This is a genomic window from Pseudomonas sp. FP198, from assembly GCF_030687895.1.
Taxonomy (GTDB): Bacteria; Pseudomonadota; Gammaproteobacteria; order Pseudomonadales; family Pseudomonadaceae; genus Aquipseudomonas.
The window spans coordinates 3949112-3967751 of sequence record NZ_CP117452.1 but is presented as its reverse complement, the minus strand read 5'-3'; the positions used below and the strand labels follow the sequence as shown (position 1 = coordinate 3967751).

The 18640-nt window shown below is 63.0% G+C and carries 12 protein-coding genes and 1 pseudogene; 4 read left to right on the top strand and 9 right to left on the bottom strand.

Annotated elements, in window-relative coordinates:
* Nucleotides 1-52: 52 nt before the first annotated feature.
* The 5 genes from PSH78_RS18015 to pvdM all read right to left on the bottom strand — a co-directional run bounded on the left by PSH78_RS18015 (nucleotide 53) and on the right by pvdM (nucleotide 9759).
* A complete protein-coding gene (locus PSH78_RS18015) occupies nucleotides 53-4180 on the bottom strand; it encodes an amino acid adenylation domain-containing protein (RefSeq protein ID WP_305495918.1) in 4128 nt (1375 codons plus the stop codon).
* 37 nt (nucleotides 4181-4217) lie between these two features.
* Nucleotides 4218-5876, bottom strand: a complete 1659-nt coding sequence (locus PSH78_RS18010; protein ID WP_305495916.1) for a cyclic peptide export ABC transporter — start codon at nucleotides 5874-5876, stop codon at nucleotides 4218-4220.
* Nucleotides 5877-6215: 339 nt separating this feature from the next.
* Nucleotides 6216-7091: a formylglycine-generating enzyme family protein gene (locus PSH78_RS18005; RefSeq protein WP_305495915.1), complete on the bottom strand. Its 876-nt coding sequence runs from the start codon at nucleotides 7089-7091 to the stop codon at nucleotides 6216-6218.
* Between the two features lie 20 nt (nucleotides 7092-7111).
* The gene (locus PSH78_RS18000) at nucleotides 7112-8392 is read right to left on the bottom strand and encodes an aminotransferase class V-fold PLP-dependent enzyme (protein WP_305495912.1); all 1281 of its coding nucleotides are present in this window, start codon (nucleotides 8390-8392) and stop codon (nucleotides 7112-7114) included.
* Nucleotides 8389-9759 (bottom strand): pyoverdine-tailoring dipeptidase-like protein PvdM, encoded by a 1371-nt coding sequence (gene pvdM, locus PSH78_RS17995; protein WP_305495911.1) that lies wholly within the window; start codon nucleotides 9757-9759, stop codon nucleotides 8389-8391. The genes PSH78_RS18000 and pvdM overlap by 4 nt, the downstream gene beginning before the upstream one ends.
* 325 nt (nucleotides 9760-10084) lie before the next feature.
* On the opposite strand from pvdM, the gene PSH78_RS17990 reads away from it, so the two are divergent.
* A complete protein-coding gene (locus PSH78_RS17990) occupies nucleotides 10085-11701 on the top strand; it encodes a PvdJ/PvdD/PvdP-like protein (protein ID WP_305495910.1) in 1617 nt (538 codons plus the stop codon).
* A gap of 102 nt (nucleotides 11702-11803) precedes the next feature.
* On the opposite strand, the pseudogene PSH78_RS17985 reads toward PSH78_RS17990, so the two are convergent.
* Nucleotides 11804-12010: pseudogene (locus tag PSH78_RS17985) on the bottom strand (DUF6124 family protein); the annotation flags it as partial.
* Nucleotides 12011-12532: 522 nt separating this feature from the next.
* Between PSH78_RS17985 and PSH78_RS17980 the strand changes: the two are divergent.
* From PSH78_RS17980 to PSH78_RS17970, 3 genes are read left to right on the top strand one after another with little or no spacing between them, the layout of a single operon-like run.
* Nucleotides 12533-12940, top strand: coding sequence for a DUF6088 family protein (locus PSH78_RS17980; RefSeq protein WP_305495906.1), 408 nt, complete (start codon nucleotides 12533-12535; stop codon nucleotides 12938-12940).
* Complete coding sequence (locus tag PSH78_RS17975; RefSeq protein WP_305495904.1) at nucleotides 12921-13550, top strand: nucleotidyl transferase AbiEii/AbiGii toxin family protein; 630 nt, start codon at nucleotides 12921-12923, stop codon at nucleotides 13548-13550. The genes PSH78_RS17980 and PSH78_RS17975 overlap by 20 nt, the downstream gene beginning before the upstream one ends.
* Complete coding sequence (locus tag PSH78_RS17970; RefSeq protein ID WP_305495903.1) at nucleotides 13547-13882, top strand: hypothetical protein; 336 nt, start codon at nucleotides 13547-13549, stop codon at nucleotides 13880-13882. Before PSH78_RS17975 ends, PSH78_RS17970 begins: the two co-directional genes overlap by 4 nt.
* A 50-nt stretch (nucleotides 13883-13932) precedes the next feature.
* Here PSH78_RS17970 and PSH78_RS17965 read toward each other — a convergent pair whose 3' ends face one another.
* From PSH78_RS17965 to PSH78_RS17955, 3 genes are read right to left on the bottom strand one after another with little or no spacing between them, the layout of a single operon-like run.
* On the bottom strand, nucleotides 13933-15327 hold the full coding sequence (locus tag PSH78_RS17965) for an efflux transporter outer membrane subunit (RefSeq protein WP_305495901.1): 1395 nt from the start codon (nucleotides 15325-15327) through the stop codon (nucleotides 13933-13935).
* A gap of 10 nt (nucleotides 15328-15337) precedes the next feature.
* Complete coding sequence (locus PSH78_RS17960; RefSeq protein WP_305495900.1) at nucleotides 15338-17308, bottom strand: MacB family efflux pump subunit; 1971 nt, start codon at nucleotides 17306-17308, stop codon at nucleotides 15338-15340.
* The gene (locus tag PSH78_RS17955) at nucleotides 17309-18457 is read right to left on the bottom strand and encodes an efflux RND transporter periplasmic adaptor subunit (protein ID WP_305495898.1); all 1149 of its coding nucleotides are present in this window, start codon (nucleotides 18455-18457) and stop codon (nucleotides 17309-17311) included.
* Nucleotides 18458-18640 lie beyond the last annotated feature (183 nt).

Here is an 18640-nt window from a genome sequence, read left to right as displayed (position 1 = left end):
CAGCGACACCACATAACCCATGTGGGCTGGACACGTCACTTAAACTGCCGAGTTATTTCCCTTGCGCCACGCTCGTCAGTAACACCTCAACCAACGAATCAAGCAACCCGTCATCAAAGATCATGCCCCGATGACGCAACGGAGAATGCACTGAACACTGCAACTCGCCAGTCAAGCTATGTTCTCTGACCAACGCCTCGCAAAACGCCAGCTCTTGCGGTGTTTTCTCCGCCTCGGTCCACCAGCAGCTGGGACGTACCCGTACCGGCTTGAAAGTGAACCCTTCAAAGGCCTCCAGCAACCGGTCATGCACCGAAAACGCCTGGGCATTCATGACCTCTTCCTTGACGCTCTGCACGACCGACAGCAAGTCGCCTCGCTCAGGCTCGATCTGCCCGGCAGCCCACTCATGGAAGGCCTTGACCGAGCTGTCAGGGTGTTCCCGTCGAAAGGCCGCGGTGCGTTCCGTAAGAGCAGGGAACAGCAGGTCGAAATACTCGATTGCCTCATGCAGATCCTGCGAGGCCGGGTCGGTTTTTTCCTCCGCAAGCCGTTCTCGATGACGCGGCAACGTCGCGGGATACAGGTGCTCGGGAATCGTGCTGTCCACCAGCCCCAGGAAACCCACCGTATGACCCTGGCTTTCCAGGGTTGCCGCGATGTCCAGCGCAATCGCCCCGCCCAGGGACCATCCCATCAGGTAATACGGACCCTCTGGCTGAGCCGCGACGATTTCCTGGCTGTAGTCGGCAATCATCTGGTGCCAGGCCTCGGGGCCCGCATGGGGTTCGCTGAAGCCGCGGTGCATGACGCCGAAGGTGCGCGCGCGATTTTGCAGTTTGCGCGCCAGTGGCTGGTAGCAGAAGACGATGCCCCCGCTGGGGTGCAGGCAGAACAGCTGCGGTGCGCTGGCGGGCGCGTTGTTCAGGGCGACGAGGCACTGCGTCTGCTCGCGGTGTTTTTGCGAAATGAATCGGGCCAGTTCGGCGATGCTCGGGTTGGCCAGCAGTTCTTGCAGGCGCACCGTGTGGTTCAGGCGTGCCTTGAGGTTGGCGATGAGCTCGATCGCCAGGATCGAATGCCCACCCAGCTCGAAGAAACTGTCGCTGATGCCCACGCGCTCGACCTTCAGCGACTGTTGCCAGAGTTGCACCAGGGCCTGTTCCAACTGCGTGCGGGGCGCCACGTAGGTCGAATGCCGGAGGTCGGCGTCCGGTTCCGGCAAGGCCTTGCGATCGAGCTTGCCGTTGGCATTGAGCGGCAGGTGATCGATGAATAACAGATGGCTGGGCACCATGTAGTCCGGCATCTGCGTTTTCAGCGCAGTCAGCAGGTCTTCGCGCAACCCGGCCGAGGCCGGTTGCGTCGGGATGACGTAGGCGATCAATTGCAGGCCGCCCGGGCCTTCATGGGTCAACACCACGCAATCGCGGACCGCCGAGAGCATTTGCAGGCGGGCCTGGATCTCGCCCAACTCGATGCGGAAGCCGCGGATCTTGACCTGATGATCGAGGCGTCCGACGTATTCGATGCTGCCGTCGCTGAGGTAGCGGGCCAGGTCGCCGGTGCGGTACAGGCGTCCGCCCGGCAGTGGGTCGAACGGGTCCGGAATGAAACGGCTGGCGGACAGGTCGGCGCGCTGGTGGTAACCACGGGCCAGGCCCGCGCGACCGACGTACAGCTCGCCGATGCAACCCTTGGCCACCGGGTTCAGGTGCGCATCGAGCAAATACCAGGACAGATCGACGATGGGCTCGCCGATGGGGCTGGCGGCCTCGCCATGCAAATCCTGCAACGACAGCGGCCGCCAGGTGACATGTACCGTGGTTTCGGTGATGCCGTACATGTTGATCAATTGTGGTGTCCGGTCGCCGAAACGTTCGAACCAGGGGCGCAGGCTCTGCACATCAATCGCTTCACCGCCGAAAATCACTTGTCGCAACCGGTGGATGAGCGTCTGTTGAGGGTCGCAGGCCACCTGCAGCAATGACTTGAATGCCGATGGGGTCTGGTTGAGCACCGTGACCTTTTCCTGGCAGAGGAGGGCGTAGAAATCCTCGGGCGAACGGCTCACGGCGTGGGGCACGATGACCAGTCGACCGCCGTGCAGCAGGGCACCGAAGATCTCCCACACGGAAAAGTCGAAAGCGTAGGAGTGAAACAGGCACCACACGTCCTGCTGGCCGAAACCGAACCAATGGTCGGTGGCCTGGAACAATCGACTGACGTTGTGGTGGGCGAGCAGTGCGCCTTTGGGTTTGCCGGTGGAGCCGGAGGTGTAGATCACGTAGGCCAGGTTGTCCGGATCCATCGGCACGTGCGGATTGTGTTCGGGGTAGGTGCTGACGGCATCGACCGGATCCAGTAACAGGCAGTCGACGCCGACGGGCAGCGCCAGCGAATCAAGCAGGTGGGCCTCGGTGAGGATCTGCCTGACGCCGCTGTCCTCGATCATGTAGGCCAGGCGATCGTCCGGGTAGGCCGGGTCCAGTGGCACGTAGGCGCCGCCGGCCTTGAGAATCGCCAGCAGGCCGATGATCATCCGTGGCGTGCGTTCGACGGCGATGCCGACCAGTACGTCGGGCCCGACGCCTTGTCCGATCAAACGATGGGCCAATTGGTTGGCGTGTCGATTGAGCTCGGCATAGCTTATGTGCTGCCCTTCGAATGTCAGGGCTATCGCCTCTGCGGTGTTGGCGGCGTGGGTTTCGATCACCTGGTGCAGGCACTCTTCCTGGCGCAACCGGGTCGGCCGGCGATTCCAGTCGTTCAGGGTCAGCCGCTGTTCATCGGCGCTCAACAACGGTAGCTCGCCGAGGGCGCATCCGGGCATTTCGATCAGGCCGCGCAGCAGGTTCTGCCAATGCCCGACCATGCGCTCGATGGTTTGTGTGCGGTACAGGTCACGGCTGTATTCGAAGGTCGCCACGGTCAGCTGTGGTGAATAGTCGACATCCAGCGACACGTCGAACTTGGCCTGGTTTTCGCCGGTGTCGAGAAACTCCAGCATGAATTGATCCGGACTCGGCAGCGACGCGGCCTGTGATCCGGTGCGCCAGTTGAACAGCACCTGAAACAGCGGGTTGGCGCCCAATTGATCGAGGATCAACTCCAGCGGGTAATCGGCATGCTCCAGCGCGGCGAGGGATTGCGCGCGCAGATCGCGGAGAAAATCCAGCGCGCTGCGGGTCGAGTCGATCCGCGCCCGGTACACCTGGCTACTGACAAAAAAACCTACCAGGTCCTGGCTTTCATGGTTGTTGCGGTTGGCATTGGGAACGCCGACGGTGAAGTCGTTCTGGCGGCTGTAGCGGGCCAGCAGCAATTGCCAGGCACCCAGCGCTACCACGAACGGCGTCAGCCCCTGGCGTTGGCAGAACGTCTCGAGCGCCTGGACCATCGCCGGGGCCAGCGCCACCTGCACACGTCCGGCCATGTGTGTCTGGCTCGCATTGCGCGCAAAGTCCTGTGGCAGTTCCAGTGTGGGCAGGTCGTGGCCCAGGTACTCGCTCCAGTATTCGCCACCGCGCTGGCAGGCCAGGCTCTGCAAGTACTCGCCGCGTTGCCACGTCGCGTAGTCGGCGTATTGCAGGGGCAACGGCGGCAGCGGTGACGGATCGCCCAGCAAGCCCTGGGCATAGGCCTGGGTCATGTCCTGCATGAGGATCGTGTTGGACCAGGCATCGGACACGATGTGATGCATATTCAGCAACAGCACATGTTCCGCAGGGCTCAGCCTGAGCAGGGTGGCCCGCATCAGCGGCGCCTGGGTGAGATCGAACGGTTGCCGGGCGTGTTGCTCGATGCGCTGCGAAAGCGTCGGCTGGTCGAGCCCGGCGAGGTCTTCGCGATGCAGGACCAGGCAGGCGTTGCGCTCAACCACCTGGGTGGCGGCGCCGTCGATTTCGATGAATGCGGTACGGAGGATGTCGTGCCGGTCGATGACCTGATTCAGCGCTTGCTCCAGGGCATCGGCATTCAGCTCGCCCGTCAGGCGCAGGGCACGTGGCAGGTTGTAGGCCGACCGGGTCGGGTCGCGCTGTTGTTCCAGCCACAAGCGTTGCTGGGCGAAAGACAAGGGCGCGCGGTCCAGCCGGCTGCGGTGGGACCGCGCGTGCAGATCGTCGGCGGCCTCATCGAGCAGCAGCGCCAGCAGATCATCATCTAGCAATTCGTTCATGGTGTTCTCGCGGTAGACAGCATTGCGTCGGGCAGGCTCAGGCGAAGGCTGCCGGGACCTTTTCAGTGACGACCTGACCGGCCTGCATCCGCACCAGCTGATCGGCGATGTCGAAGTAACGGTCGTCGTGGGAAATGACGATGATGGTCTTGCCCAGGGCCTTCAGCTCCGGCAGCAGCTCGGTGTAGAAGACCCGCCGGAACACCGGGTCCTGGTCGGCGGCCCATTCGTCGAAGACCAGCACCGGGCGTTCTTCCAGCCAGGCGTTGAGCAGGGCCAGGCGCTTGCGCTGGCCGGTGGAGAGATCGGTGGTGCTGAAAGCGCCGTCGCGAATGCTGACCTTGTGGGCAATCTCCAGGCGCTCCAGGTAGCGATTGGCGGTCCCCGGCACTTGCTGGTCGCCTTGCACCAGTTCATCGAACAGGTAGTAGTCGGCAAAAATCGTCGTGAACAACTGGCGATAATCGTCACGCTGCGCAGCCAGCACCGGCTTGCCATCGAGGACAATCTCGCCGCCTTGGGGCGCATAGAGGCCCAGCAGCAATTTGATCAGCGTGGTCTTGCCCCCGCCGTTCTCGCCGACGATGAATACGATCTCGCCCTGGGCGATGGACAGGTTGACCGGTCCCAAGGCGAAGGCCTGGCTGCCGTCGACCGCCGGGAAGGCGTAGTGCACGTCACGCAATTCAAGCTGCTGGATCGTCGGCTTGGGCACGCTCTTATCGTTGAGCAGCAGGTGCGGCTCCGGCGAGGAAAACTGCTCGGCCAACTCCGCGATGCGCTTGAACGCAATGTTGGCGCGGCTGATCACCGGTAAGGTCATCACCAGGTATTCAAGAGGCCCTTTCATGTACAACAGCACCAGCACGAAACCGCTGAGCACCGCCTTGTCGATGCCCAGCCACAGCGATTGCAGGGCTAGCACCAGGCCGATGACCACGAAGAACAGCATCGAGCCGAAGGTCTTGGCGACCACGAAGGTGTTGACCGAGCGGATGTTGGTAGCGCAGATCTGCTCGGCGGTGGCTTCGATGCGCTGGCTGAACATGCGTTGGCGACGAGGCCGATGGATGCGCAATTCCTTGGCGCCGGCGGCGATCGCGCTGTAGTGCTTTTGCAGGGCGTCTTCAGCCTCGCGGGCCGCTTCGAAACCGCGAATGCCACGGGCTCGCGCCACGTACTGAATGACCGTGCCGATCACCAGTGCCACCAGCAGCAGCGCAAACATCGGCAATGACAGGTAGGCCAGGTAGGCCAGGCAGCCGAGGGTGACGGTGAAGGCAATCGCCAATGGCGCAAAGGAAAAAGCGAAGTTGCTGACCATGTTGACGTCGTGGGTCAGTATCGGGATGAGCCGATGACTGCGAAAACGCTCGATCTGTTCGATCGGTGCCAGCAAGACTTTCTGACCGAGGGATTTGCGCAGGCTGGCGATGATGTTCTGGCCGACATGGTTGGTGCCGATGTCCGACAGGATCGAGGTCAGCAGCGCCGCCGCGCAAAGCCCGGCGAAGGTGCCGAGCATTCGAGGCGAGGGGCCGGCATCGGTGTTCAGCGCGTCGTTGATGGTTGCCAGCAGGGCGGTGATGCTCAGGCCACCGAGCATGCCCAAGAGGATGGAGCCTACGACAATCAGCCGGAAGGGTTTGAGCAGGATGAACAATTCAGCGATCACCCCGCGTTGTGGTTGGCTCATGGAGGTTTCCCTGCTAGATAAAAAGGGCGAAGGCCATCGGGGGCATTCACCGCATGGGCTGGAGGACGGCGGCACGCCGGTTGGGGCGCGCCCACCTATGGAACGATTGGCGGGGAAGGGGATTTAACGAGGAATCACCTGACACACATATTGTGGCGAGGGGATTTAGCGAAACGTCGCACCGCCCCGCTGGGCTGCAAAGCAGCCCCAATGGAATCGCCGCGTTATCTCTTGCTGATCGGTGTTGCCTGCTTGGGGCCGCTTCGCGACCCAGCGGGGATAAATCCCCTCGCCACAGAGCCACCATGTCCAAAGAGGTATTTGGGTGGGCAGGTTGATTTACATATCCCGGGCGACCCGGAACCCCAGCCAATCGCCGCGGGCATCGGAAAACACCGCGTTGCGGTTGCCCGAACGGGAGAACACCGGTGCTTCGCCCCAGTCGTTGCCACGGATGCGCCGCACTTTGCAGTTGCCCGTCAGTGCGGCGCTGCCGTCGTCTGGAGCATTGAGGTAGTTTTCGTTGAAGCAATCGGCGGTCCATTCGTAGACGTTGCCGTGCATGTCGTACACGCCGAAGGCATTGGGCGCGAAGCTGCCGGCCGGCGCGGTGAAGTTGTAGCCATCGGCGGCGCCGTAGGTATTGGCGTGCTGGGCGATGCTGTAGTCCTTGCCTTCATCGAACGGGAAGGGAAACGGGCCATCGCTGCCGCCGCGCGCTGCGTATTCGCGCAGGGACTCGCTGACCAACCGATACGGCTTGCCGGTTTTTTTCGACAGCCACGCCACGTAGGCGCTGGCCTCGGCGAAATCCATGCACACCGCCGGGTGCCGGTCGGTGTATTGCTTGCGCGGATCGCTGCCCTGGTAATCCGGGACGCCGGCCTGGCACGCGCGGCCGGGGCGCTTGTCGCCGTCAGGCATCACGTAGCCGCTGTCGCGCAGGTAGGCGAACCACTCGCCTTTGAGCACCTGGAAGCGGCTGATTGCCACCGGCTTGTCGAACTTCACCGGGTGCATCGGGCCTTCGTCGGGCTCGCGGCCGACCTCGTTGTCCGGCGTGCCCATCTGGAAGGTGCCGGTGGGCAGCACGACCATTTCCGGGCAGTCCTTGCAGTCGCGAAATACCTGGCCCGGTTGCGAGGCCTGGGCATTGGAGGGTAGCAGGGCTGTGAGGGCCAATGCCGGAAGCGTCTTCAGTAAAAATCGGTTCATCGATTGCTCTCGATCAGTCATCAGAGTGTTTTGCTCAACAGCGCCATGAAACGGTCGATTTCGACTTCGGTGTTGAGCAGCCCCGGCGCGGTGCGGATCACCGGCCCGGCATCGCGGTGCACGGCGTCGGCGATGACGCGGTTTTGCATCAGGTAGGCAGCGATCTCATCGCTTTTGCGATTCTTGACCCGGAAGAAGGTGAAGCCGGCCGACAGCTCCGGGCTCAGCGGCGTGACCAGCTCGATCTGCGGCAGCGCCAGCAGGTGTTTCTTCAGGTAGCTGTTGAGCGCGTGAATGCGCGCCTGCACCTCGGCCTTGCCCAGTTGCAGATGCAGCTTGAAGGCCTCGTCCGCCGCCCAGCGATGCTCGAAGGCGTGGTAACCGCCCGGGGTCATGGTGGTGGAAAACGCCGTCGCCTCGGAGAAGGTCGGGATGATCGGCGTGACGTACCTGACCTCTTCCCAGCGGCTGCACACCACACCGGTGCCCCGCGGGCCGAACATCCATTTGTGGGTGCCGGCGATGAAGAAGTCGCAATTCATCTGCGGGAAATTCAGGTCCTCGACACCGAAACCGTGCACGCCGTCCACCACATAAACGATCCGCTGCTCATCGCCGCGGCCCTGGTTGTGCTTGTCCACCAGGGCGCCGATCTTGCCGATCGGCAGCTTCACGCCGCTGCCCGAGTGCACCCAGGTCATGCCCAGTACGCGGGTCTCGGGGCGGATGTTGCGGTCGATGGCCGCGAGGATTTGCGCCTCGCTGGCGTCGCGGGCGTTTTCGAACAGCTTGATCTTGCGCACCCGGGTGCCGTCCCGTTGCTTGCGCAAGTCGAGGATGGTGTGGGTGGCATAGTGTTCATGGGCGGTGGTGAGGATTTCCTGGTCGGGCCGTACATGGACGCCGCCATAGATCATCGCCAGGCCTTCGGTGGTGCTGCCGGTCAGGGCGATCTGTTTCGGTGTCGCTTGCAGGTAGCGCCCGGCCCAGGTCCGCACGTTTTCCTCGCGCTCTTCGGTGACGCCCAGGTCCCAGTCCATCAACAATCCCGGGTTTTTATCGAGGGCGGCGCGGTGGCGTTCGATGGCCTCGCGCACCGGACGCGGGTGAGTGGTGATGAGGAAATTGGAGAAGTGCAGGTAGTCCGGGTCCTGGTTGAACAACGAGCGCAGTTGCACCCATTTGTCCCGGGGCAGCGGCGGCAATGGATCGGCAGCGGCGAGGGACGGCAGGCTGGCGGCAAACGGCAGGCCGGCAGTCAGGATCCCGGCTTGCTTGAGAAAGGTACGGCGCTCGTTCATCGCTCGGCCGCCTTCTGCGTCGCGGCAATCGCGGGCTGGGCGGCTTTCTGCACCTGGTCCCAGACGCGCAGGAAGTTGCCGCCCCAGAGTTTGGCGATGTCGGCTTCGGAGTAACCGCGCGTCAGCAGTTCGGCGGTCACGTTGCGGATGTCGCCGACGTCTTCCCAACCCTTTACGCCGCCGCCTTCGTTGAAGTCCGAGCTGATGCCGACGTGGTCGATACCGATCTTGCGCACGGCGTAGTCGATGGCGTCGCCCAGGTCCTTGAGGCTGGCCTTGGGTTCTTCTTCGAGAATGGCGTAGAGCTGGCCGGCGTATTCGCCGAATCGCTGTTCCGGCCACGCGGCGATGATCGGATCGCCGGGCATCAGCGCCATCGCCAGGTTGGGCAGTGGCGGCAGGTCGAAGCGCTCGCGCAGGTCGTTGAGTTTGTCCTGGGTCTTTTGCGTCAGCGGTCGAAGGTACTGGGAGAAACCGACAATCTGCACCACGCCGCCGCTGGCCTTGATCAGCTGCATTTCCTTGTCGCTGAGGTTGCGCGGGATGTCCACCATGGCCCGTGGCGCCGAGTGAGAAGCTACCAATGGAGTGCGGCTCAGTTGTGCGACTTGCTCCAGGGCCAGGGTCGACATTTGCGATACGTCAATGATCACGCCCAGGTCGTTCAGGCGTTTCACTGCTTGCTTGCCAATGTCCGAGAGGCCGCCAAGGGCGTCGGGCGAATCGTTGAAGAACGGCAGCGGTCGCGAAGAATCGGCCCAGTCGTTGTTGCCGATGTAGCTGAAGCCGAACATGCGCATGCCCCGCGCCGTCCACAGGTCCAGCAGGCTCAGGTCGTGGCCGAGGGGATAGGCGTTGAGCATGCTGATGAAAATCGCGAACTTGCCTTCGCCGTGCAGGCGACGGAAGTCGTCGGGGGTATAGGCGATGGCAACCTGGTTGGGGAAATCCCGGACTATGCCGGTGATGATCTTGTAGCGCACTTCCTGTTGGTTGCGCGCTTCCTCGACGAAGCCGGCGGTGGGCTTGTGCGGCGCGTTGGGGCCGTTCCACAGTTCGGGCCAGCCGAATATGGTCAGCGCGGCGCCGGAGAGGTGACCGCGATTGGCTTTCACCAGGTCGAACTGGCCGTTGCCGTCCTTGTCCGCCTCATTGCCGGCGGTGCCGAAATCCAGCGGCACGGTGATGTGGCTGTCGAAGGACAACAGGCGCTCGTGCAACTCCCGGGCTTCTTTCATCACCTTGACCGGGTAGCCGGGATTGTCCCGCCACCAATGGTCCCAGGCCGCGAGCCCACCACCGACGACCAGCGCCAGGGCCAGGGATACGCCGGTGAAAAGAGCCTTTTTCGAACGTGGTGTGGTCATTGCCGATCTCAGTCTGGTTCGCCTTGGAAGGACAGGCGCGGGGGCCTTTGCTATCTGGGGGGAACGAGTGGTCGGCGGGGAAATTTAGGCGCCCTCGAGGGCCTCTTCGCGAGCAGGCTCGCTCCCACATTGGAATGCAATCCACCGGTGGGAGCGAGCCTGCTCGCGAAGGCGGCCTCGAAACCAACCCATCCGAATGTACCAAGATCCATTGTGGGAGCGAGCTTGCTCGCGATGAGGCCCTTGCAACTCGCTATAAATTTGTCCGCCCAGCCATCGTCCTAGCTTGGATAAAGCCCGTGCGAGGGCGAACACAGGTAAGGCAATGACGATTTCTCGACGATGGTTCATGGCAGGCCTGGCGCTGACCGGTGCCGCCGTGCCTGCGGTGTATTACGGGCACCGTGAACTGACCCGGCCGGACCCCACCATCACCCCCGGCGAGGCCTCGTTCGATGTGGCGGATGTGGCGGGCCAGCGCCGGGCCAACACGCTGCGGGGTATCTGGACGATCCGTTTCACCGGTCGCGATGCCGGTCTCGACGGTTTGCCCGGCGACGACCTGCAAGTGTTTCTCGACATCGCCCACAAAGGCCGCGGCCTGGTGGGTTGCCTGGACACCGCCGAACGCCTGCGTGCCGGGGACGAACCGCGTTATCGGGTCTTGGGCGACCTGGCCGGCAGCGACCCGAAGCAGTTGAGTTGGCGACTGATCGGCAGCGAACATGCCGCGCCGGACTACGAGTTCATCATGACCCTGGACGAAGTCTGGGCCGGTTTCGGCAATGCCGGCACCGCCACCCTCAGTGGCCGGGTGTTGCGCCTGGACCGACCGCTGGCCGAGCCGGAACTCGACAGCCAGTTCATCGCCGTCAAGCAGCGCTTTCCCGAAGCCAGGGAGCGCATACCGCTGAGCCCGAAGTTCTTGGCCTGGCTGGTCTCGCCCGAGCACCGCCTGTTTCACCAGCTCTGGCACGCCTCGCGGGACAAATGGCACACCCTCGACGAAGACAAACGCAACGCCCTGCGCGGCCTGGGCTGGCAGCCCGGGCCGCGAGACAACGAGCGTGACGCCCGTGGGCCGCGCAAGGATCGCAACGGCTCGGGGGTGGATTTCTTTTTCATGCATCGGCACATGCTCGGCACGGCGCGTTCGTTCCAACTGTTACCGTCGTGGCCGCGTTTCCCCTTGCCGCAACCGGAGCTGGAACGCGATCGCCTGGGCTTTGCCCGGTATTTCGATAACGTCGACGGCACGGCGCTGCCGCCGACCTGGCTGGCCCGTGGCGACGAGCAGTACGCGCAATGGGTCAGCGACATCAAGACCGCCGAGACCTACCACAGCAATTTCCAGGTCTGGGAGTCGCGCTATCGCGACCCGCGCTACCTGTCGAAGCTGACCTTGGGCCAGTTTGGTTCCGAGGTGGAACTGGGCCTGCATGACTGGCTGCACATGCGCTGGGCCTCGGTGCCCAGGGACCCGTCCAACGGCCATCCGGTGCCGTTCGCCCGTGATCAGGCGGACTTCGCCCTGCGCTGGTTCGAACCGGAGAACGATTTCCTCGGCGATCCGTTTTCGTCTCACGTGAGCCCGGTGTTCTGGGCCTTCCACGGCTGGATCGACGATCGCCTCGAAGACTGGTTCCGCGCCCACGAGCGTTTCCATCCGGGCGAAGTCAGCCGGCTGCAAGTCAACGGCGTGCCCTGGTTCGCCCCGGGCCGCTGGGTGGAAATCGCCGACCCCTGGCTGGGCCCGGACACCCATGGTTGCAGCACCACGCCGGGGCTGCAGGTCGGCCGCTCGGTGGAAATGGACCCGGAAACCATGAAACTGGCGCTGCGCATCACCTTTGGCAGTGATGACGACAAACTCTCCAGACTGTTGCGCCGCGTGCCGCAACGGCCGTGGTACGCGCGTAATCTGAAGTCCAAGCCGGTTTGACTGTTCCTTCGCGCGACACCTGCTTTTGTGGCGAGGGAGCTTGTGCTTTTTGTGGCGAGGGAGCTTGCTCCCTCGCCACGGGTTTCACGTGGCTTGAGGTGGCTAGCGCGGTGCGGCGATGTCCAGGGCGCGGTTTGCCAGCAGCTCACCGAGCTCGATCATCTGCTGGATCCCCAACGCCAAATGCCGTCGCGAGCCTTCCAGGGCGAAGGCAAGGTCGCTGGCCATCGCATTCGCCGAGGCGAGGGTTTCGCTGAGGTTGGCGAGCAGGCATTCGATGTCGGCGTCTGGTGCGACGGTGAATAACGGGCTGGGGGATTCTTCGGGGGGATTGGGGGTGGCTTTGAACATTGTGCAGCTCCTGGTTATGAACAAGGCGCTGCCAGAACATCACTTGCAGATGATGGGTGGCAGCTATGCGCGGGTCTGCAAGACCGGGAAACCAGGAACCCGGCAGACCCGAAGGTCTCCCGCACACAGCCGCCATTGAGCGACACGGATATGTCGATTGGCTTGTGGCTATGCGCCTGGTATTTCGCCGGGCTTGCAGACCCGATCACTGATGGGCAGTGACGAGGTACAAGTTATCGACAGAGTGGCAGGCGCACAAGCCGGCGGATTCTGGCGTAGTTGTGGGCAATGACGCAAGGCAACGTAGCCTCGCTCGGACGTCTTACATGGCCGGTTAAACAGAACCAGAGCCGAATGAATTGGCCTGTACTCCTCATGCTGATCTATACTGAGCGTGCATGAGCACAGTTCGTATTAAAAAACCAATATAAAACAGACGCTTATGTTGTTTTTTTACCTAGGTGCTATTTGAGGCGAAGCATGGTTATCGAAGAGCGTATCAGGAGATCAATCGCCTTGCGAAAGGACGATGTATTTCTGCGCTCTGAATTTTCCAAGTTCGGCAGCTCCGCGCAAGTATCCCGAGCATTGCGTCATCTGGTAGCTAGCGGTGTATTGGTCAGACTTGGCATTGGTGTTTTTGCAAAAGCTAAAACCAGCGTCCTCACCGGCAAGCCGATTCCCATACGCCCGCTTGAAGTTCTAGCGCCTCTGGCTCTGCAAAAGCTTGGCGTGAAGATCACGGCAGGGCGCGCATTGCGTGAATACAATGCCAGCGACAGTCTGCAGCTACCCGCCGGCATTGTTTTTGACACAGGCTTACGCCGTATTAATCGCAAGCTCGGCTTCGGTGGGCGTTACGTAGTCTATGAAAACCATCACGCCTGAGCAGGTCGAGTTAATTGACGCGGTACTGGCTGAGGTTGACGTCGGCTTTCTAACCGCCAGCATCCTGGAAAAAGACATCCACGTAACAGATGCCTTGCAGCGCCTGATGGAAATACGGTTCCCAGGCATTCGACTAGTGTTTTGTGGTGGGACGAGCCTGTCCAAGGCTTATCGATTGATCGAGCGCATGTCAGAAGATCTGGACTTGAAGATCGTATGGGATGAGTCGAACACGTTCAGTGCTTCGGCTCAGAAGCGGCACCTCAGCCAACTGAAGGCTGAGGTCTGCCAAGTCCTCGCTAAGCTTGGCTTCGAAGAAATCATGGACGCGCGTATTGCCCGCAATGAAAACCGATACTTCTCCAGTCGTTGGCAATATGCTCCGCGATATCCCCACGATGCCAGTCTACGGCCTTATCTGAGCCTCGAACTGACCGCACGAACTCCCCAATTTGAAGTGACTAGGCGACCGTTGGAACACCTCGTGGATAGACTCGCCGCAAGGCCTGGCTACTTGGGGACCATTCCCTGTGTAGCGGTTGAAGAAACGCTTGCGGAAAAGTCATTTCGTTTCTTCGACGTTATGCCCAACATCAAGGCGGGGCCATGATCCAACCATGGGACGATACATTGGTGCGTCATATCTATGATGTCTATTGCATAAGCGCTGGCGATCCTACTGTCGGCGAACGAGCCGCCAACGGTTTCAAAAAGCTGGTCCGGTTCGATGCCATCGAATTTGGGCGGCAGTTTCCTCCGTTCGCCGCCGACCCAGGGAAAGTCATGCAGGGCGCCTTGGATCAAATAAACTCGGACGCGCTGATTCGTGGCCAGTATGAGACGAGGCTGATGCCGTTGATTTTTGGCTCTGTCCGCCCAAGCTTCGATGAGGCTTTTGCTGTGTTTCGTGAGCACGCCGAGGCGTTAATTCGGACTCTTTAAGTTGCTGGCAGGATAGCTGGCCCGGAGCTCTCGATCTCACTTGGCTTTACTTACATCACCCGCCAACCCCCACCCAGCGCCTTGTACAACGCCACGCTTGCCTGCACTCGTGCCAGGCGCAACTGCACGTTCATGTCCTGGGCGGCGTACAGCGTGCGTTGGGTTTCGAGTACGGTGAGCAAGTCTTCGGCGCCGGCCTGGTAGCGGCTCTGGGCGATGTCGAAAGCGGTCTGCGCCTGGTGCAGTTCTTCGCTCTGCCATTGTCGCTGCTGGTCCAGGCCCTGAATGCCGTTCAGGGCTTTCTCGACGTCGGCAAAACCGTTGACGATCGCGGCACGGTAGGTTTCCAGCAGTTCTTCCTGGCGCGCGGTGGCCCTGTCTCGTTCGGCCCGCAGGCGACCGTTGTTGAAGATTGGCGCGGCCAGGCCGGCGCTGAGGTTGTAGACGTTGTTGCGCAACAGCTGGTCGGCGATGTCGGCGCCGGTGGCCAGGCTCAGGCCCAGGGTGACCGAGGGCAGCAGGGCGGCGCGGGCCACGCCGATGTCGGCCTGGGCGGCGGCGAGGCGTGCTTCGGCGGCGGCGATGTCGGGGCGACGGCGCAGCAGGTCACTGGGCACGCCGGCATTGATGGCGGGCCAGTGCAAAGCATCGAAGGTTTCATCGTCGAGCTTGAGCGATTGCACCGGCTGGCCCAGCAACGCCGCCAGGGTGATCAACGCCTCCCGCGCCTGTTGTTGCACTTGGGGCAATCGGCGCCGCTGTGTCGCCACCAGGCTTTTTTGCTGGGACAGTTCCAGCGCCGTGGCGCTGCCGGCGTCGTAGCGGGTCTGCACCAGGTCGAGGACGTTTTGCGCGTTGGCCAGGTTCAGTTCGGCGATGCGCTGTTGTTCGCGCAGCGACAAGGCCTGGGTGTAGCTGTTGGCGACAGCGCTGAGCAAGGTCAGCTCCACGGTCGCCCGGTCGAACCGGCTGGCCGATAACGCGCTCAGCGCACTGTCCCGCGCCGCCCGCTTGCCGCCCCAGAAATCCACTTCATAACTGGCGCTGAGGTGGGCATCGTAGTAGTCGATGGTGCGGTTGTTCCGATCCACGTCCAACTGGCTGTAGCCCTTGCCCCGCAGCAGCTCCTGGCGATTGCCGTTGAGCCCGGCGCTGATTTCCGGCAGCAGCGGTGCGCCGGCGATCACCGCGCTGGCCTGGGCCTGGCGAACACGGGCCATGGCGGCCGCGAGGTCGAAGCTGCCTTGGCGCGCCTGTTCGATCAAACGATCAAGTTGCCGGCTACCGAACTGCTTCCACCATTGTTGGTTATCGACACGCGCATCGGGCGTATCGGCAGTTTGCCAGGCTTGCGGCGGCTCGATGCCGCTGTCGGGTGCCGGCAGGGGAGTGCCGCAGGCCGCCAGCAGCAGGCTGGCGGCCAGGAGGGTCAGGTGCGCTTTCATAGGGAAGGGTTCATTCACTGGTAAGGGCCGCGACCGGGTCGAGGCGAGCGGCCTTGCGGGCCGGCATGAAACCGAAGACGACGCCGGTGACCAGCGCGCAACCGAAGGCGCCGAACACCGCCAGCCATTCGAACGCCACGGCGATTCTGCCCAGCAGCAACGCGCCGCCCACCAGCAGGGCCAGGCCGATGCCGGCCAATCCACCGACTACCGAGAGCATCACCGCTTCGGTCAGGAACTGGCGCAGGATGTCGCGCTGGCGGGCACCGGTGGCCATGCGGATGCCGATTTCCCGGGTCCGCTCGCGCACTGTCATGAGCATGATGTTCATCACGCCGATGCCGCCCACCAGCAACGAGATTGCCGCAATGGCCCCGAGCATCAGCGACAGCGTGCCTTGGGTGCGGGCCTCGGCCTGGATCATAGCGGCGTTGTTGGTCAGCTCGAAATCCTGCTTGCCGTTGTGCAGTCGCAGCAAGGTACGGGAAACGGCCTGCTCGGCCTCCTTGACCTTGGCCGCGTCGCGAGCGGCGATCACCACGTATTCAGGATGACGGCTGCCGAACAGACGCACGCTGGCGGCGGAGTAGGGCACGGCGATGCGATTGTCGGCGTCCGAATCCCCCGAGCTGGCGCCTTTTTCGGCAAGTACGCCGACCACCTGGAACGGCACGTTTTCGATCAGGATGTAGCGGCCGATGGGATCGGCGACGTCCTTGAGCAGCTTCTGCCGGACCTTGTGGCCGATCACCGCCACGGCCGCCGCGCTGCGCTCATCGGCGTCACTGAAATAGCTGCCCTGGGCCACCGGCCAGTTGAAGATGGTCGGGAAACTGGTGTCGTTGCCGCCCACATAGCTGGTGTGGTCGAGGTTGCCGAAACGCACGTTGGCGTTGTTGCCATTGACCGGCATGATGCGTTGCACTTCGGGCAGGGCGGCGAGGGCGGCAATGTCCTGTTCGCTGATGATGCCCTTGGCGGCGCGCGGGTTGGGCGCGATGCCGTTGAGGTAGATGATGTTGGAGCCGAAGGCGCCCATCTGGGCCATGACCTGGCGCTTGCTGCCTTCGCCCACCGCCAGCATTACCACCACCGAGGCCACGCCGATGACGATGCCGAGCAAGGTCAGGGCGGTGCGAAAACGGTTGATCCACATCACTCGCCAAGCGGCCTGGACGGCGTCCACCAGTTCGCCTTTCCAGGCGCCGTTGTGCTCGCTGCCGGCGCTCAGGCGCTGGCGCAGATCCACCGCCTGCAACGCCTTGGGGTTGGCTTGTGGTGCGATGGCTGCAGTGGTGGCGCTGTCGCTGATGATCAGCCCGTCGCGGATTTCAATGATGCGTTTGGCCCGGGCCGCCACCTCGCGGTCGTGGGTGATCAGGATCACCACGTGGCCCTGGCTCGCCAGTTCGTCGAGCAGCGCCATGACTTCGATGCCGCTCTGGCTGTCGAGGGCGCCGGTGGGTTCGTCGGCGAGGATAATGTGGCCGCCGTTCATCAAGGCCCGGGCAATCGACACTCGCTGTTGCTGCCCGCCGGACAGCTGGTGGGGACGATTGCCGGTGCGGCTCGCCAGGCCCAGGCGTTCGAGCAGGGCGCTGGCCCGGGCATGACGCTCGGCGGCCGAGGTGCCGGCATAGATGGCCGGCATCTCGACGTTTTCCTGGGCCGTGCCGGACGGGATCAGGTGATAGCCCTGGAACACGAACCCGAACGCCTCCCGGCGCAGCCAGGCCAGTTCGTCGCTGCCCAGTCGGGCGACGTTCTCACCGGCAAAGCGGTACTCGCCGCTGGTGGGACGGTCGAGGCAGCCGAGGATGTTCATCAGCGTCGATTTGCCGGAGCCGGACGCCCCGACGATCGCCAAAAATTCCCCAGCGTGAATCGACAGGTCGATACCCCGCAGCACTTCCACCCGTGGGCTGTCGCCACCGCCGTAGGCCTTGCGAATGTCCCGCAGTTCGATCAGGGGCGTACTCATTCAGCCTCCGCTGCCGCTGGCCGGGCCGATCAGCACGCGATCGCCTTCGCTCAGGCCGTCGAGGATCTGCGTGCGCAAGCGGTCGCTGACGCCGGTGCGAACGGTCCTTGGCTGGATGTCGCCATTGTCGGCCAGCACCCGCACCTGGCTTGCGTCCTGCAACGCGGCGATGGGCACGGTCAACACGTCCTTGGCCTGGGCCGCGACGAAAAATACCTGGGCGGTCATGTCGGTCATCAGGGCGCGGTCGGCGTTGTCCACGTCCAGCAGAACGGTGTAGAGCACCACCCGTTCGCTGCCGCTGCGGCCACCGGAGGGGCTGCCGCCCTGGCTGGCTTCCAGCGGACGCGGCGGCACCGGCAGGATCTGTCGCACGGTGCTGCTCCAGCGCCGGTTACCGCCGGCCAAGGTGGTGAAGTAAGCGGTCATGCCCGGCTTGACGTGGCCAATGTCGGCTTCCGAGACTTCGGCCCAGACCGTCATCGGTGACAGCCGGGCGATGCGCAGGATCAGCGGGGTTTGCTGCTGGGCGTTGAGGGTCTGGCCTTCCCGGGCGCCGACGGCAACCACGGTGCCGTTCATCGGCGCGTAGATCCGGGTATAGCCCAATTCGGCCTCGTCGCTGCGCAGATTGGCCTGGGCCTGGCGGATCTGCGCCTGGAACATGTCGATGCGCGCCTGGGTCGCCCGTACCTCGGCCTGCGCCGTCTGCACATCCTCTTCGCGAGTAGCTCCGCCGGCCTTGAGCTGTTGTTGACGGCGGAATTTCTGTTGCGCCAGGTTGTGCTGGGCGCGTTGTTCCTGGAGTTGTGCCTTGAGGTTTTCGATGGAAAAACGTCCGGCGTCGAGCCGGGCTTTCTGCGTGGACGGGTCGATTTCCACCAGCAACTGGCCTTCGCGAACCTCGTCGCCGGCCTCGACATGGATCTTCTGGATCTGCCCGGAGGCCTGGGCGCCGACATCTACATAACGCCGCGGTTGCAATGTGCCGAGGGCAGTGACGCTATTTTCGATATCGCCACGGGTGACGGCTGCGGTGGCGACGGGGCCGTGGTCCGGCGTAACCGCTTGCCACGCGGCGAAGGCCACGGCCGGTAGCAGGGCGAAAGTCAGGAGCCAGGCGGGGCGGGTGAGGCGGGGACGTTTCATGCAGGGTTCCGGCCGGTGATATCGGGTCCGTCGCAAGAGCAGCAGGGACGGGGGCTGTTCTGGTAAACGAGTGTTCCGGGCGGGAATTTAGCGGGGGAAATACTGCGTAACAGTTGAAACAACACCCACCCGATAGCAGGTGAGGGGATTTATCTGTGGCGAGGGGATTTATCCCCGCTGGAC

Bases quoted from the DNA above. Each gene is read 5' to 3' on its own strand.
- PSH78_RS18015 (WP_305495918.1), bottom strand. From the start codon at position 4,180: ATGAACGAATTGCTAGATGATGATCTGCTGGCGCTGCTGCTCGATGAG.
- PSH78_RS18010 (WP_305495916.1), bottom strand. From the start codon at position 5,876: ATGAGCCAACCACAACGCGGGGTGATCGCTGAATTGTTCATCCTGCTC.
- PSH78_RS18005 (WP_305495915.1), bottom strand. From the start codon at position 7,091: ATGAACCGATTTTTACTGAAGACGCTTCCGGCATTGGCCCTCACAGCC.
- PSH78_RS18000 (WP_305495912.1), bottom strand. From the start codon at position 8,392: ATGAACGAGCGCCGTACCTTTCTCAAGCAAGCCGGGATCCTGACTGCC.
- pvdM (WP_305495911.1), bottom strand. From the start codon at position 9,759: ATGACCACACCACGTTCGAAAAAGGCTCTTTTCACCGGCGTATCCCTG.
- PSH78_RS17990 (WP_305495910.1), top strand. From the start codon at position 10,085: ATGACGATTTCTCGACGATGGTTCATGGCAGGCCTGGCGCTGACCGGT.
- PSH78_RS17980 (WP_305495906.1), top strand. From the start codon at position 12,533: ATGGTTATCGAAGAGCGTATCAGGAGATCAATCGCCTTGCGAAAGGAC.
- PSH78_RS17975 (WP_305495904.1), top strand. From the start codon at position 12,921: ATGAAAACCATCACGCCTGAGCAGGTCGAGTTAATTGACGCGGTACTG.
- PSH78_RS17970 (WP_305495903.1), top strand. From the start codon at position 13,547: ATGATCCAACCATGGGACGATACATTGGTGCGTCATATCTATGATGTC.
- PSH78_RS17965 (WP_305495901.1), bottom strand. From the start codon at position 15,327: ATGAAAGCGCACCTGACCCTCCTGGCCGCCAGCCTGCTGCTGGCGGCC.
- PSH78_RS17960 (WP_305495900.1), bottom strand. From the start codon at position 17,308: ATGAGTACGCCCCTGATCGAACTGCGGGACATTCGCAAGGCCTACGGC.
- PSH78_RS17955 (WP_305495898.1), bottom strand. From the start codon at position 18,457: ATGAAACGTCCCCGCCTCACCCGCCCCGCCTGGCTCCTGACTTTCGCC.